17 protein-coding genes are annotated in these 14,104 nt (G+C 35.5%); 5 read left to right on the top strand and 12 right to left on the bottom strand.

Annotated elements, in window-relative coordinates; translation table 11 throughout:
* The first annotated feature begins 95 nt into the window (after window positions 1-95).
* A complete protein-coding gene (locus DDD_RS15215) occupies window positions 96-1,646 on the top strand; it encodes an SDR family NAD(P)-dependent oxidoreductase (protein ID WP_041567210.1) in 1,551 nt (516 codons plus the stop codon).
* A gap of 85 nt (window positions 1,647-1,731) precedes the next feature.
* Window positions 1,732-2,169 carry a PepSY-like domain-containing protein gene (locus DDD_RS15210; protein WP_015363836.1) on the top strand — a complete coding sequence of 146 codons (438 nt, stop codon included), beginning with the start codon at window positions 1,732-1,734 and terminating at the stop codon, window positions 2,167-2,169.
* 19 nt (window positions 2,170-2,188) lie between these two features.
* Here DDD_RS15210 and DDD_RS15205 read toward each other — a convergent pair whose 3' ends face one another.
* Window positions 2,189-3,397 carry a GAF domain-containing sensor histidine kinase gene (locus DDD_RS15205; protein ID WP_015363835.1) on the bottom strand — a complete coding sequence of 403 codons (1,209 nt, stop codon included), beginning with the start codon at window positions 3,395-3,397 and terminating at the stop codon, window positions 2,189-2,191.
* A gap of 248 nt (window positions 3,398-3,645) precedes the next feature.
* Here DDD_RS15205 and DDD_RS15200 point away from each other — a divergent pair, with 248 nt between their 5' ends.
* Entirely contained in the window at window positions 3,646-4,017 is a 372-nt protein-coding gene (locus DDD_RS15200; RefSeq protein WP_015363834.1) for a DoxX family protein, read from the top strand.
* Window positions 4,018-4,019: 2 nt separating this feature from the next.
* Here the strand turns inward: DDD_RS15200 and DDD_RS15195 are convergent, their stop codons facing one another.
* Genes DDD_RS15195 through DDD_RS15170 form a run of 6 tightly spaced genes read right to left on the bottom strand, consistent with a single transcriptional unit; the run spans window position 4,020 to window position 7,957 of the window.
* Entirely contained in the window at window positions 4,020-4,367 is a 348-nt protein-coding gene (locus DDD_RS15195; RefSeq protein ID WP_015363833.1) for a DoxX family protein, read from the bottom strand.
* Window positions 4,368-4,426: 59 nt separating this feature from the next.
* A complete protein-coding gene (locus tag DDD_RS15190) occupies window positions 4,427-4,660 on the bottom strand; it encodes a hypothetical protein (protein WP_015363832.1) in 234 nt (77 codons plus the stop codon).
* Between the two features lie 2 nt (window positions 4,661-4,662).
* Window positions 4,663-5,907: a M48 family metallopeptidase gene (locus tag DDD_RS15185; protein ID WP_015363831.1), complete on the bottom strand. Its 1,245-nt coding sequence runs from the start codon at window positions 5,905-5,907 to the stop codon at window positions 4,663-4,665.
* A 16-nt stretch (window positions 5,908-5,923) separates the two neighbouring features.
* Entirely contained in the window at window positions 5,924-6,739 is an 816-nt protein-coding gene (locus DDD_RS15180) for a TrmH family RNA methyltransferase (protein ID WP_015363830.1), read from the bottom strand.
* Between the two features lie 5 nt (window positions 6,740-6,744).
* Complete coding sequence (locus DDD_RS15175) at window positions 6,745-7,038, bottom strand: DUF3817 domain-containing protein (RefSeq protein WP_015363829.1); 294 nt, start codon at window positions 7,036-7,038, stop codon at window positions 6,745-6,747.
* Complete coding sequence (locus DDD_RS15170) at window positions 7,031-7,957, bottom strand: mechanosensitive ion channel family protein (protein ID WP_015363828.1); 927 nt, start codon at window positions 7,955-7,957, stop codon at window positions 7,031-7,033. Before DDD_RS15170 ends, DDD_RS15175 begins: the two co-directional genes overlap by 8 nt.
* Before the next feature lie 98 nt (window positions 7,958-8,055).
* Between DDD_RS15170 and DDD_RS15165 the strand changes: the two genes are divergently transcribed.
* Entirely contained in the window at window positions 8,056-9,303 is a 1,248-nt protein-coding gene (locus DDD_RS15165) for an NAD(P)/FAD-dependent oxidoreductase (RefSeq protein WP_041567498.1), read from the top strand.
* Between the two features lie 5 nt (window positions 9,304-9,308).
* Here the strand turns inward: DDD_RS15165 and DDD_RS15160 are convergent, their stop codons facing one another.
* Together DDD_RS15160 and DDD_RS15155 are read right to left on the bottom strand one after the other, a co-directional pair.
* Window positions 9,309-9,818, bottom strand: a complete 510-nt coding sequence (locus DDD_RS15160; protein ID WP_015363826.1) for a hypothetical protein — start codon at window positions 9,816-9,818, stop codon at window positions 9,309-9,311.
* Window positions 9,800-10,708 carry an alpha/beta hydrolase gene (locus DDD_RS15155; RefSeq protein ID WP_015363825.1) on the bottom strand — a complete coding sequence of 303 codons (909 nt, stop codon included), beginning with the start codon at window positions 10,706-10,708 and terminating at the stop codon, window positions 9,800-9,802. Before DDD_RS15155 ends, DDD_RS15160 begins: the two co-directional genes overlap by 19 nt.
* A 215-nt stretch (window positions 10,709-10,923) precedes the next feature.
* On the opposite strand from DDD_RS15155, the gene DDD_RS15150 reads away from it, so the two are divergent.
* A complete protein-coding gene (locus DDD_RS15150) occupies window positions 10,924-11,526 on the top strand; it encodes a PhnA domain-containing protein (protein WP_015363824.1) in 603 nt (200 codons plus the stop codon).
* A 3-nt stretch (window positions 11,527-11,529) separates the two neighbouring features.
* On the opposite strand, the gene DDD_RS15145 is transcribed toward DDD_RS15150, so the two are convergent.
* From DDD_RS15145 to DDD_RS15135, 3 genes are all read right to left on the bottom strand, one after another.
* Entirely contained in the window at window positions 11,530-12,795 is a 1,266-nt protein-coding gene (locus DDD_RS15145; RefSeq protein WP_015363823.1) for a mechanosensitive ion channel family protein, read from the bottom strand.
* A 271-nt stretch (window positions 12,796-13,066) separates the two neighbouring features.
* The gene (locus DDD_RS15140) at window positions 13,067-13,366 is read right to left on the bottom strand and encodes a hypothetical protein (RefSeq protein ID WP_015363822.1); all 300 of its coding nucleotides are present in this window, start codon (window positions 13,364-13,366) and stop codon (window positions 13,067-13,069) included.
* 108 nt (window positions 13,367-13,474) lie between these two features.
* Complete coding sequence (locus DDD_RS15135; RefSeq protein ID WP_015363821.1) at window positions 13,475-14,041, bottom strand: DUF4494 domain-containing protein; 567 nt, start codon at window positions 14,039-14,041, stop codon at window positions 13,475-13,477.
* Window positions 14,042-14,104 lie beyond the last annotated feature (63 nt).

The following is a 14,104-nucleotide window of genomic DNA, read 5'->3' as shown; positions in this document are numbered from 1 at the left end:
CGAAAGCGTAACTATAATTATCTCTATAACTCTAGAACTTATTATTTCTTAATATCATAGTATTAGCATTAAATTTGCATCCTTAATTGGAAGCTATGAAAGATCAAAATGACGCTGTTGCAAACGACTCTTCAATGACTGAAGTTGATACGTGTATCGCAACACTTCAAAAGTTCATAGAAGATCCCAAGCAAATTTTTGATCTTCCAGAGAAGCAGCGCATTGCTTTAATAAAAGCAGCTGGACAACTTTCCCGACCTTCAAAAGCAGATTACAAGCGTTCTAAAAAGGACGCCAAAAAAGCAGCTAGAAGAAAAGAAATAGAACGCGATAAACATGCTCGCAAAGAAACTGGTATCAGAAGCGCTCGTGAAGATGTGGTTTTTAAAGCTCCTAAATTACTGGCTGCGGCAGACCTTTCTCAAAAGGAAACTGGCGAACTTTCAACTCCTAGGAACTGCTACGTGTGTAAATCCATGTTTACCAAATTGCATCATTTTTATGATCAAATGTGTATGGATTGTGGTGATTTTAATTATGCAAAGCGATTTCAAAACGCCGATGTTAAAGGTCAGGTGGCCGTAATTACAGGATCTCGTTTGAAAATAGGATATCACATTACCTTAATGCTATTACGTGGTGGCGCGACAGTAATTGCAACTACTCGTTTTCCACATGATAGTGCGTTGCGCTTTTCTCAAGAAGATGATTTTAAAGAATGGGGACACAATTTGCACATTCATGGATTAGACTTGCGTCACATACCAAGTGTAGAGATTTTTTGTAATTATATCGAGCAAAAATATGATCGACTAGATATTTTAATCAATAATGCTGCACAAACAGTACGCAGGCCTTCTGGTTTTTATGCTCATCTAATGCCTAATGAAGAGCTTTCCTTTGAAGAATTACCAGAATTTGCCCAAGAAACACTCACAGATCATTACAATTGCCTAAAAGAGTTACAACTTTTAGCACCTAGTTCATCACCTAATAAAAATATGCCAGTTACCTGGCATGGTCCAGAGCCAGGCATTGGATTGCGCGCTAGTGCAAAACTTTCTCAAATTCCATATAGTTTTGATAAAGCTCTAGTCGCACAAGAAGTATTTCCAGAGGGTGAACTTGATGCCGATTTACAACAAGTTGACCTTAGAAAAACAAATAGCTGGCGTTTAAAACTAGGAGAGATAGAAACGACCGAAATGATTGAGGTGCAACTTGTTAACTCTGTAGCTCCTTTTGTGTTGTGCAATAGACTTTCTGAAATAATGAAGAAAGAAAATACAGGTCAAAAACACATCATCAATGTAAGTGCGATGGAAGGGAAGTTTCATACTTTTCATAAAGAGGACCGTCATCCACATACTAATATGGCAAAAGCAGCCTTGAATATGCTAACACATACCTCAGCAGGAACTCTTGCTAAATATGGTATTTACATGAATGCAGTTGATACCGGTTGGGTAACCGATGAAGATCCTATAGAACTTTCTAAACGTAAACAAGACGTTCATGATTTCCAGCCGCCACTTGATATTGTAGATGGTGCTGCTCGTGTGATGGATCCACTATTTGATGGAATTAATACTGGTAAACACTGGTGTGGTAAGTTTTTGAAGGACTATAAACCTATTAGCTGGTAGGTTGCTTTAACATTAGGATTACAAAGATTAGTATAGTATTAAATAACTTTTCCTTTAAAAAAAGTAATTTGCTTAAAAATTTATGATGCGCAATATTTCTTTTATAATACTATGCTTATTTCTTTCTTTAACGGCGAGTTGTCAAAAAAATGATGATAGTAAAGCTCCCAAAGCTGTTTTAGAAGCTTTTGCTATAAAATACCCTGATGAGCACGATCCAGATTTTGAGCAAGATGCTCATGGTTACTGGGAAGCGCATTTTAAAAAAGACGGAGAAAAGTACCGCGCAGACTTTTATGAAGATGGTACTTGGAGAGAGACCGAGAATTCTATAAAAGATAAAGAAATTCCAAAAGCCATTCAAAAGGCAATCAAGAAAGAATTTCCTGACCGAAAAATCACCGAGGCAGAACATGTAATGAGTGCTACATTAGGTGAATTTTATGATATTGAATTTAAACAGAAAGGTAAAAATATGGATGTCATGTATCGTAAAGATGGTACTAAAGTAAAAGGCAAGTAGTTCTGTTTGCTTTCTACAATTAAATTTCTCTTTTAGGAAGGTGAATTATAAATTCTGTCCATTTACCAACTTCAGAGCTTACACTTATAGTTCCATCCATATGTTCTAAAAGTCTTGAAACTGTTGCTAGACCTATTCCTGTACCTTGTTTTCCATGTCTATCTTCTTCAGCAGCGACAAAAAATAGTTTAAATACAGAGTCTATTTTATCAGTAGGAATCCCACGACCATTATCTTTTATGATAATTTCGTACTCATGCAGGTGATCCTTAAGTGTGATATCTATAATTGTTTGTTCTTTATCACCGTATTTTACAGCATTTGTAACAAGGTTAATTAATATTTGTTTTAACGCTATCTCATTAGTTAATAACGTAGTATCGTTTTCAGGAATGTAGTGAATCTTTGTGCTATCATCTAAAACAGTCATAGAAATAACGTCCTCAATTAAATCTACATAGCTTACGCTATCATATTCATCTGTAACGAGTTCATCACTTCTATAAAACATTAACATACCGTCAATGTAACGGCTCATACTTGTAGAGCTTTCTTTTAAATAGCCTAGGTATTCTTTGGCTTGTTTAGATAATTTTTCATCACCATCATTAAGTAATTGAGTGATCATAATAATGTTAGAAAGCGGTGCTTTTAAATCGTGTGATACGATCCCGGCAAAATCCTTTAATTCATTGTTACGATCCTGCAACTTAATTTGAAGCTTTTCTAGCTCAAAAGTTTTGTATCGTTCTTCAAAAAGGGACATGACTTGTTTTGCCATGGCTTTTAATGACTTGATCTGGTGTTGATCTAATTCTCTAGGTTCATGATCGTAAACACAGAGAGTACCTAATTTATAACCATTACTATCCACTAAGGGAACACCTGCATAGAATATTGCTTTAAAATCGGTCACCAATGGATTTCCTTTAAATCTTACATCTTTACGAGCGTCCTTAACTATCATTATTTCTTCTTCACCGGCAATCGCATGACCACAAAAGGACAACTCCCTTGGTGATTCTGACATATCGATCCCATGTCTAGATTTTAAGAAATTTCTATCCTTATCTATTAAAGTGATAAGTGAGATAGGAGCATTACAAATGCTTGAAATTATAGATGTGATATTATCATAATTTTCCTCTGGCATGGTGTCAAGCAATTTGTATTTTTCAACAGCAGCTTGTCTTTTAGTCTCATTATCAGGTGTAGGAGGAGCAATCATTAATTAGTTTTACGAGTACAAATAAAAAGTATTTATGGTGATTTATAACTATTATTTACCAGAATTATAATCTCTGGCTCAAGGAAATGATATTTTAGGATTCTTATAATTATTTGTAACTGATTCTATATTTTATAGATGCTTTCGCGAAAGCGGAATAATCATATGGCTCATTGTTAAATAAATGCTTTTTTACATAAATTTAGACAAAACCATTCAAGGTAATTATATATTTAAAAAAAGAAATAATGGAATTATCAGAAATTATTGAAGTAGTTATAAAAATCGCAGTCGGAGCAAGTATTTTAAATGTTTGGCTCATAAATCGCAATAAAGATTCTCAGTGGAGAGGTGGCAATGCCAGTAGCATGGAAGAAGAATTCAAAGCTTATGGACTGTCCAAAAACATGATGGTTGTAGTAGGTGCCCTAAAATGTTTATTTGCTGTTCTATTGATTCTATCAATTTACTTTTATGAATTGGAACTTTATGCAGCTTTAGGAATTGCAGCTTTAATGACTGGAGCCATTATCATGCATATTAAAATTAATGATCCTTTGAAAAAGTCCTTGCCAGCAGCTATCTTTCTAGTATTATCATTACTTGTGATTTATATTTAAGTTTAAAGTAATTTGATAAACTTATAGCAAATTAGACAACTTAGAAATAAATAGATAAAAGCAGGCGATGATTTATATATACCATCCTTTATTTTAAGGCGAACTATAAAACCTGCCAGCATGAGAAGAGCTAGTCCAGCTGAGGCAGCTATTCCTATCTTAGTGTAAAATATCCCTGCAATTAATCCCATAGCGCCTATAAGCTGTAAAACACCAGTTAATAGGCGTTGTAAGGTGTTAAGCCCAAATCTAGTAAACTCTAATCTCAAGTGTTTAGAAAATAAACAAGTCGTCCCAAAAAACAGGAATGAAGCGATGGTAAAGTAGAGTAGGAGATCAAAAATTTTCATGCAACTAAGTTACTTCCTTTTCAGTCTAACCTACGTTAATTATATGTTGCAATTAAGTGCTACTTTTCATCAGTTTTTATTGATTTAGCTATGAATTGTATGGTAAAAAACATTAAAGCTATCCATGGAGCACCATGTAAAAAAGTATCCCAATAATCTAGTAATTGCATCCCTTCAGCACCACCGGCGATCCATTTTATTTTTCCCCAGATATGTGGTTCTGGTCTAAATGGTGCTAATCCTAAAGTTAACGATGCTACTAAGGCAAAAAGTATTTTTGTTTTGATACTCATAACTAATAAATGTTATCGCTATTCATAGCGGCAATACGTTGTTGCAAACTAGGATGCGAGTAATGAAACCATACATAGGCAGGATGTGGTGTTAAATTACTTAGACTAGTTTTATTAAGCGTTTTTAAACCACTAATGAGTGGTTCTTTTTTATAGGTAGATTTAGCATAATAATCTGCTTGATATTCAAATCTCCTAGAAAGCAAGCTCATTAAAATCCCAGTAACCGTTGAGATAGGAGAGTAGAGCAGTCCGAAGGCGACTAGTCCTATATGAAACGATGGTATACCAACTCCCAAGGCTTCGGCAAGCACTGTATTGTCTACAAAAATAGAAAATAGCCATAAGGTAAATCCAGTGGTTAAAGTTCCAGCGATCAAGTTGTAAATAATGTGCTTTCTTTTATAATGTCCTACCTCATGAGCAAGCACGGCAACAATTTCTTCTTCACTTAATTGGTCAATTAAAGTATCGTACAAAGTCACGCGTTTCTCACTTCCAAAACCGCTGAAGTATGCATTTGCTTTAGTAGATCTTTTACTGCCGTCAATCACAAATATCTTATCTAGTTGAAAACCTACTGTTTGAGTGTAGGCGCTTATCTTATCCTTTAATGTTCCATCTTCTAGCGGCGCTTGCTTATTGAAAAGCGGAACAAATAACTTAGCATAAAACATATTCATGAACAAAGAGATGGCAAATATCAAGATCCACACATACCACCAGAAATTGTCTCCAGCCCAATTGTAACAAAAAATAATAAGAGCAATAAGTCCACCACCTAAAACGGCTGTCAGTAAATAGCCTTTAATTTTATCTAGAATAAATGTTTTTACGGTTGTTTTATTAAACCCAAATTGTTCTTCAATCACAAAAATTCCATATATGGAAAAAGGAAGTGAAATGATCTCACTTGCGAGCATGATAATTCCAAAAAAGACTAAAGCTACCCATATTTCATGATCTACATAACTTCTTGCAAGCTCATCAACAAATGCAAATCCATCTAAAAACAAGAACACCAAGATTCCTATAAACGAAAACGTACTAGAAATAAGTCCAAATTTAAAGTTGGTCTTTTTATAATCTTGAGATTTTTGATACTCAGCGTCATCATAAACATCTTCTAGTTCTTTAGGAACTGGTTTTGAATACCAAGTATAATTTAAAAAACCTAGAATGCGCTCAAGAAGAAAATCAAATATTAAAATTCCTATGATGGTGTAAAAAATGGTTGTATAAGTCATTCAGCTATAAAATAGTTTATTTAAAATCTCGTTGTCTTTTTGCTTCAAAGATCAAAATTGCGGCACTAACTGACACGTTCATGGAATCAATTTCACCAGACATAGGTATAATAATGTTAGCAGTAGCAGCGGCTCTCAACTCTTCAGAAAGTCCAGTTGCTTCTGTTCCTACGGCGATGGCGCTACCTTTTTTATAATCGATTGCATCATATCGCTCGCTACTTTGCAAAGTAGCCGCATATAAATCTATCGAGGATTTTTTCAAGAAATCAGTTACCTCTTTAGTAGTTCCCATTGCTGTAGGAACAGTGAATACACAGCCTAAACTCGATCTTACAACATTAGGATTATATAAATCTCCAGTAGGATTTGCAATGATTACGGCATCGACTTTTGCAGCATCGGCAGTTCTTAGTAAAGCGCCCAGATTACCAGGTTTCTCAACGGACTCTGCTATGAGGATTAATGGTTGTTCTGTTAATTGTAAATCTGATAGTGATAATGATTTCGCTTTCGCGAAAGCGATACAACCTTCCGTACCACTTCGATAAGCAATCTTTTCGTACACTTCACTGGTCACAGAAATGACTTCTGGTGTGGTATCAATATCTAATTTCTGATACACATCTTGAGGCGTATAATCTTCATTTTCTAGCAAAATGGAACCGCAAACTAACAATTTTTCAATCTCAAAACCACCGCGTACAGCTAGTTGAATCTCGCGATGTCCTTCGATAATAAAAAGCCCTTCTTTTTTACGTGTTTTACTTTTACGTTGTAATTGTTCTACATGACGTACGATCGCATTATGAGGACTAGAAATATGTTTCATGCTATTTAAGCTGCTTTTTCTATCTCTTTTTCAAGGTATTTTTCTTCCATCCAGAAGGTTCCAAAAGGAACAACAGACATCGCAAGGACGATTAATTGGTCTTTAAATTTCCATTTCAGCATTTGACCTACGACTATAGCAACTACCACATAGGCTAGAAATAGAAATCCGTGAGCCATTCCCATAATTTTATTAGGTAATAAAATACCGCCTAAATATTTTAAAGGCATGGTCAAAAATAAAATGAATAAGAAGGAATATCCTTCTACTATAGCTAGGTATTTAAAGAATTTAAGCATTTTTAGTATCTCTTTTATCTTGAAGTGACAAAGGTAATTCAGAATCTCTTCCATAGAGCTTGATTTCCTGAATATCTGCTGGTAAATAGTAACCTTCTTTCATAAGTGCTCTCATAACATTTCCTATTACGCGACCTCGAGTAGTGTTTGCAATACGGCCAAAGTCAAAGGTATCTACCCAAAAGAAGACTTTTAAATTGACCGTACTGGTGGCCAATTCATCTTCAATCACATAATTAACATGTTCCTCATCAGTAACGACTTTTGGATCTGCATTAAGAGCTTCCATGATGGTGGCTTTGGCGCCGTTGATATCATCATCATAATCAACACCTACAATAAAATCCCATCTAAAGAAACCGTCTTCAGTATAATTAGTAACTGGTGTGGTGATCACGTCAGAATTAGGAATGTAAACATCTTTACCATCAAAGGTCTTCAATTTTGTATGACGGAACCCTAATTCTTTAATTCGGCCAAAGTTATCGCCTATTTCTACTGTATCATTTACATTAAAAGGACGATTAAAACTTAAAATTATTCCGGCAATAAAGTTCTGACCGATGTCTTTAAAAGCAAAACCTAGAACTACCGCACTTGCACCTGCAGTAGCAAGAATTCCAGCACTTATATCGCCTAAACCAGCCGCTCGCAATGCAATCATGATAAAAATAATGATAAACATGACACGTATCGCCTTGCCTAAAAAGCGACTCATTAGCGGATCTTTGGTTCTAAAACGCACACTTTTACGAGTAATATTCCCTAAAAGTGTCGCAATAAGAATTCCTAAAATTATGATCGCAAGCCCTAAACCTAGTCTAGGTATGAACGCAATAAATTGTTCGTAGTAAGAAACAGTAGTTTCTGTAATCGTTTGAGACAGATCAACATCTTCTGGTTGGGATGGTAAAAGCATTTTATGGTTTTAATGTAAAGATAAATTGTAGCGTAAATCTTTATGTTAAGCATTAATTAAAAACTTTATAATAGAAAACTCTCATGTATTTTTACGGCATGAAAGAAAACCAACCATCTATAGCTATCATAGGAGCTGGAGTAAGCGGTCTTACAGCGGCTATCACATTGCAAAAAGCAGGTTATCAAACCACTATTTATGAAGCCAACTCCTTTGTAGGTGGTCGCGTGCATAGTGATGTTTCTAGATCTCAAATTCTTGATCACGGCTTTCAAGTCATGCTGGACGCTTATCCTGCAGTTCAAGAGTTTCTAGATGTAGAAGCGCTCAAATTGAGAAAATTTGTTCCTGGTTCTATCGTCTTCAAAGATGGTAAAAAATACCGTTTAGGCGATGCTTCTAGAAATTCAAGTTTTTTATGGAGCACCATTGTTGCTGGAGTAGGAAGTATAAAAGATAAATGGCTGGTGTTCTCGCTTTCGCGAAAGCTGAAACAAAAATCGGTTCAAGAGATATTTTCATCTCCTGAGGTAACAACCTTAGCTTACCTTCAAGACTATGGTTTTTCGGCTAAAATGATCAATAGTTTTTTCAAACCATTTTATGCGGGAATCTTTCTTGAAACAGAACTTGCTACCAGTAGCAGAATGTTTGAATTTGTATTTAAAATGTTTACCGAAGGAAACGCGACGATTCCAGCGCAAGGAATTAAAGCCATTCCAGAGCAATTAGCTGCTCAATTACCTAAGGAATCGCTGATTTTGGGCAAGAACGTGTCTTCTATAGTTGGTAATGAAATCACCTTTGAAAACGGAGAAAAAGCAACGGCCGACTTTACCATAATCGCTACGCCTGCAGGAAAATTAGTTCCTAATCTGGCAAATCAAGAGCAAAACTGGCATCAAGTAACGGTTCTTTATTTAGATACCGATCATACAGGTTTTGACGAGGCTATCATTGGACTTGTCACAAACGAAGATTCTTTGATCAATAACTTCCATTTTCTTCAAGACGTTTTTGATGATCATAAAAACATCATTAGTGTTTCAGTGGTAAAAAAGCACACATTGAACAACGAGCAATTAACCGAGCGAGTAATTAAAGAATTAAGAGAAGAAACAGATATCAAAGCAAGCAGCTTGATTAAAATGTTTCACATCAACAAAGCTTTACCACAATTAAATTCACTCAACAATTGCATGCATCCTACAGAAACCCAGCTTACTGAGCATGTTTTTCTAGCTGGTGATCACTTAAGTAATGGATCGCTTAATGCCGCCATGCTCAACGGAAAAGCCGCAGCACAAGCGGTGATGAGTAAAATAGATGGAAGTGTTTTGTTGTAAAGGATTTAGAAATATTTTAGTAGCACAAGAGTAGATTTGGAGACTTTATAAACGTTCTCCATAATAAAATATAAATCACTTAATATTTCTTCTTGATTTCCTTCTTTTTTCGGATGATATATTTTATTGAAATTAACGGTTTCTACAAAATCCTGATTTTTACTAAAACCAAGAGTTTCTGAATAGGGAAGATCAATATTATCTATGGAGAAATTTAATTCTCTTAGATAGGTTTCACTCATGATTTCACAATAGAATTCTCTTCCTTGCTTGATTTCTGTAACTAAATACTGAACGTAATAAGAATTAAATTCTACAATAACTGTTCTATAAATAGGATGCTCAAATAGTATCTCCAGTAATTCTTTTTCAAATTCCTCTTGCCTTTCTAATAAATCAAAGCTTTTATGAACTTCTGTAAGTTTACGAGATGACTTACCTATGTAAGCCAATACAATTGCTGTAATAATTAAGACTCCCGCAATGATACTAGCAATCATTTCTTCTCCACCCATTCTAAGAATTCATCCACATCCACGATAGACCAACTATGCGGATTTCTAGTTCCATCGCTACGGAAACCTTTGTTTTTAGTTTGTATGAGTTCTACATTTTCCCAGCCACTTTTGTTCAATAAAGCTGCAGTTTTTTGAATGGTGTAGGCATTGCTGCTTTCAAAATCAACTTGTCTTGTTTCTTTAAGCCACAAGGTATCTGGCTCCGTGTAAAAAAGCAGACTTTCGTTTTTTAAATATTTGATGTTCTCAAAATTGTCGGTTTTCAAAGTTACAGGAGATACTTCTTGAATATTATCCAGTACGGTAGTTGTACCTTTAAAATTGTTTTCAAATAGGTCTACTAGAAATTTAGGTTCGGCTAGTCGGCGTTCACTAAAATCTGTTCTTAGTACATCTTTTTTAGAACTTTCGTACAAGGCATACAAATCAATGGGAGAATCTATTATAAATGTCTTGTCTGGTGCAACTTTGGATTCGGTTTTATGAAGATGATTAGCAAGCATTAGAGAAGTAGAACCACCTATGGACATGCCGCCCATGATAATATGATCTGTCGGTAATTGATGATCTTCAACAGCTTTTTCTAGCAAAGAAGATAGTGCTGTTGTGGTGGATTCATCTAGATATAATCTACCAAAGTTCATTAACAAAACAGACATACCTTGACTTGTCGCTTTGTCTAATATTTTAAAATCGGCTTTAGTTTCCTGAGATGTAGTTCCGCCACCAGGAAAAACGATCAATAATTTTGTCGATTTTTTTACTTTGTGTAATTCATAATCTTCAGTGGAGATGATTTCAACGTTCACTGGATCTTTAGGTGTATCTTCTTTTTTCTCTTTGCAACTGATACAAATTAGGAGGATAATGAATAGAGTTCTTTTCATAGTGTTTGTAAAAAGAGAAATTTAGTTATAATAAATGAATCTCACTTTGAACGTGAGTGAATTTAAAGACCGGAATTGTTGCAAGAATTTCATTCCGATTAGTAAAAACATAAAATCAAATTGTTTAAACGTAAGAATTCAAAGGAACAAATAGCTGGATCACTTGTAAAACTGTTAAGAGAAAATGTAATATTGCAATCTTAAAAATTTAACACATGTCAGAACTGCTTAAACAATTGGAAGAACGATCAGGAAACGCTTGCGAATTATGCGGCGCAACAGATAGTCTAGAGCAAAAAGTTCACCTAGACGTTTATGAAGTGCCCGATTCTCCTAAAAACGTAAAAGACACATCTATTCTAGCTTGTGAGACTTGTAGAACGCAGCTAGAAGATGAAAGCCTAGTAGATCCTAATCACTGGCGAGCGCTCAATGATTCTATGTGGAGTCCAGTTCCTGCGGTTCAAGTTGTGGTATATCGTATGTTAGACCAATTAAGACCTCACGGCTGGCCGGTAGATCTCATCGATATGATGTATATGGAAGAGGATACCAAACAATGGGCTGAAGACGGTATCCAGCGCGGTCCAAAAATCATTCACAAAGATGTAAACGGTAATATTTTACAAAGAGGTGATAGTATCGTTTTAATTAAAGATCTCGACGTAAAAGGTGCTGGTTTTACCGCAAAACGTGGTACGCCAGTACGCAACATTACTTTAGTTTATGATAATGCTGGTCAAGTGGAAGGTCGTGTAAATGGTATTAACATTGTCATTCTTACGGAATACGTGAAGAAAACCTCTAAGGACGAGTAAAAGTTATTTAGAAGTTGGCTCAGAAATGAGTCCTTTAAAACTAGAATTACTAGGCAATTCATAAAGTTCTAGATTAAAATATGGAACTGCGGCAATCAGGTGATCAAAAATATCGGCCATGATGTACTCGTAGTTTTTCCATCGTTTATCACTACTGAAGGCATACATCTCGATAGGAATTCCATGAGCCCCTGGCGGTAGTTGTCGTACCATAATCATCATGTCTTTATTCACACCAGAATGATTCTCTATATAAGTTTGCATGTATTTTCTAAAGACACCTATGTTAGTTAAATTTCTACCATTGATGAGTGCTGCTTTGTTGATTTCGTTGTTCTCGTTAAAGGAATTAATATCTGCTTGACGGGATTCTAAATAGCTACTGATAAGTTCTATTTCTTTTAACTTATCTACTTCATTTGAAGTTAAATAAGATATGCTATCTAATTTAATACTTAAGGCACGTTTGATGCGTCGACCACCAGAATTTTGCATGCCTCGCCAGTTTTTAAACGAGTCAGAAATCAATGCATAAGTAGGAATGGTAGTGATAGTCAAATCAAAATTTTGAACCTTTACCGTAGATAAATTGATCTCGATCACATCACCATCGGCGCCATATTTTTCAAAGGTGACCCAATCACCTATACGCACCATATCGTTTACCGAAACTTGAATACTTGCGACAAAACCTAGAATCGTATCTCTAAAAACAAGAATGATAATAGCAGATGCCGTTCCTATAGTCGTAACAAATTTGATGAACTCGATTCCTGTAATGATCGCAAAAGCCGATAATGTCCCTATGATCCATGCAAAAATCATAAATACCTGAATGTAGCTATCTATAGGCTTGTCATTAAATCGTGGTAAGGTTTTAAAGTAATCCTTAAACGTACCTAGAATACTTCGTACAATCCACAATGTTAGAATAATACCAAAAACCTGCAGTCCTTTTTCTATCAAATTTTCTACATAAGGAAAATCTACCAAGACTTGCGGTATAAATTCCAAAACCAGTAGTAAAGGCACAATATGCGCCACATTACGCGGCACATTATTCTGAATCAGTAAATCATCAAAGTTGGTTCTCGTTTTACCAGCAAACCGAGCAAAAACACCTATAATAATTCTTTTAATCACGACGTCCAGCAATAGTGCTAGGATCAATAAACCAATGAGTAGGGCAGCGGCATTGAGGTAACCAGCAGTAGCTTCCGAAACGCCTGTTTCAATCAAATAATCATATAATATATGTTCGATTTTCATAGAAAAACTAGATTCATTTAGATATCGTAAGATGAAATACAAAAATAAGGTTCTGTTGATAGATAAGTTATTTTCAGATCGTGTTTCTTTCTAAGTGTTTATGTTATCTCGCTTTCGCGAAAGCGGAATTATCATCCATCACACCTATTTAATTTATCATATCAGAAGAATACCGAGCCAAAAATACCCTAAAAGCAAACTGTCTAAAAAACACAAACCAATTAGCTTGATATTCTACTTTTTAGACAGTTTTAAATTCGTAAGAATTGGTCTATCTAGACGCGTCGTTGCGTTCTAGGTTGTTGTTGCGCTCGCCGCCTTGACTGTGGATTTTATTCTCCTCGTCATTTAGGCCGTTAGGACCATTTCCTTTTTTGGCTTCATTTCTTCCAGGAATATCAAGGTCTTTACCAGCAAAATCAACTTTGTCTTTTCGGTTTCTCAGCAACTCGTCAGAGCTGGCATCGCTGTGTAAATGCGCATTATCTTGTCTCAGCAAGTCTTTATCTTCCTTTGTAATTTCAGGATTGTACTTTAAATCTTTGTCGTTTGTGCTGTTATCTTTCTTCATTTTCTTTGTGTTTTTCTTAAAGATAAACAACACAGTAGAAAAAAGCGTCCAATTAACGTAATCACAACAAGAGTTAACAAGAGTTTTGTATTTATAGACCTGTTCCCGCTATTCTTCTTCCATAGCGTGCGCTAGAACGTCTTCTTGCTCCAGTTGATCATCCATATCGTTGCGAGTAGGAACAGAATCCTTGATCGCTACAAAAGATTTTAAACGTTCCATATCTTCTTCTTCGCCAGTAAAATATGGGAATACATCCACAATAGGAGACTCTGCAATGGCAGGAATGGTGTATTCTCCCATCGTGTCCTTCATGGTGCTTACCGTGTTATCAAAGGCTTCTTTAACATCGTTTGCCTGAACGAGCAAGTACATATTGGTCTTACGTTCTTTGCCGCTTTCTTCGTCAAAGGCAATCAAAGACACACGAGATTTGAACCATCGATCTGTATTCTCAAAAGGATGGATCTCAGCAAAGTTGGCTACTTTGATATTGGTTATTTTAATTTCCTCATCGTCTGGCAAGTAGGCTGCCATTTCTTGCGTGATTCTACTTTCGGCCTCTGTATAAGAAATCGCATCTACTAAGAAAGGTTCTGTTTTGATTTTATGAGTACCGCTTGCCTCATCAAATTTTCTATATTTTACTTTACACTCATACCAGGTTGCGCTCATCGTTTTATTTTTTAGGACGGTAAATGTAAAGGGAAAGTGGTGGTGGTTTTAAAGTTTTTTAGT

This window comes from Nonlabens dokdonensis DSW-6, assembly GCF_000332115.1.
GTDB classification, from domain to species: domain Bacteria; phylum Bacteroidota; class Bacteroidia; order Flavobacteriales; family Flavobacteriaceae; genus Nonlabens; species Nonlabens dokdonensis.
Note: the sequence above shows the minus strand (reverse complement) of the source record. Positions and strands in the feature narration are given on the sequence as shown.

Coding starts and splice junctions, on each gene's coding strand:
- DDD_RS15215 (WP_041567210.1), top strand. CDS start 96: ATGAAAGATCAAAATGACGCTGTTGCAAACGACTCTTCAATGACTGAA.
- DDD_RS15210 (WP_015363836.1), top strand. CDS start 1,732: ATGCGCAATATTTCTTTTATAATACTATGCTTATTTCTTTCTTTAACG.
- DDD_RS15205 (WP_015363835.1), bottom strand. CDS start 3,397: ATGATTGCTCCTCCTACACCTGATAATGAGACTAAAAGACAAGCTGCT.
- DDD_RS15200 (WP_015363834.1), top strand. CDS start 3,646: ATGGAATTATCAGAAATTATTGAAGTAGTTATAAAAATCGCAGTCGGA.
- DDD_RS15195 (WP_015363833.1), bottom strand. CDS start 4,367: ATGAAAATTTTTGATCTCCTACTCTACTTTACCATCGCTTCATTCCTG.
- DDD_RS15190 (WP_015363832.1), bottom strand. CDS start 4,660: ATGAGTATCAAAACAAAAATACTTTTTGCCTTAGTAGCATCGTTAACT.
- DDD_RS15185 (WP_015363831.1), bottom strand. CDS start 5,907: ATGACTTATACAACCATTTTTTACACCATCATAGGAATTTTAATATTT.
- DDD_RS15180 (WP_015363830.1), bottom strand. CDS start 6,739: ATGAAACATATTTCTAGTCCTCATAATGCGATCGTACGTCATGTAGAA.
- DDD_RS15175 (WP_015363829.1), bottom strand. CDS start 7,038: ATGCTTAAATTCTTTAAATACCTAGCTATAGTAGAAGGATATTCCTTC.
- DDD_RS15170 (WP_015363828.1), bottom strand. CDS start 7,957: ATGCTTTTACCATCCCAACCAGAAGATGTTGATCTGTCTCAAACGATT.
- DDD_RS15165 (WP_041567498.1), top strand. CDS start 8,056: ATGAAAGAAAACCAACCATCTATAGCTATCATAGGAGCTGGAGTAAGC.
- DDD_RS15160 (WP_015363826.1), bottom strand. CDS start 9,818: ATGGGTGGAGAAGAAATGATTGCTAGTATCATTGCGGGAGTCTTAATT.
- DDD_RS15155 (WP_015363825.1), bottom strand. CDS start 10,708: ATGAAAAGAACTCTATTCATTATCCTCCTAATTTGTATCAGTTGCAAA.
- DDD_RS15150 (WP_015363824.1), top strand. CDS start 10,924: ATGTCAGAACTGCTTAAACAATTGGAAGAACGATCAGGAAACGCTTGC.
- DDD_RS15145 (WP_015363823.1), bottom strand. CDS start 12,795: ATGAAAATCGAACATATATTATATGATTATTTGATTGAAACAGGCGTT.
- DDD_RS15140 (WP_015363822.1), bottom strand. CDS start 13,366: ATGAAGAAAGATAACAGCACAAACGACAAAGATTTAAAGTACAATCCT.
- DDD_RS15135 (WP_015363821.1), bottom strand. CDS start 14,041: ATGAGCGCAACCTGGTATGAGTGTAAAGTAAAATATAGAAAATTTGAT.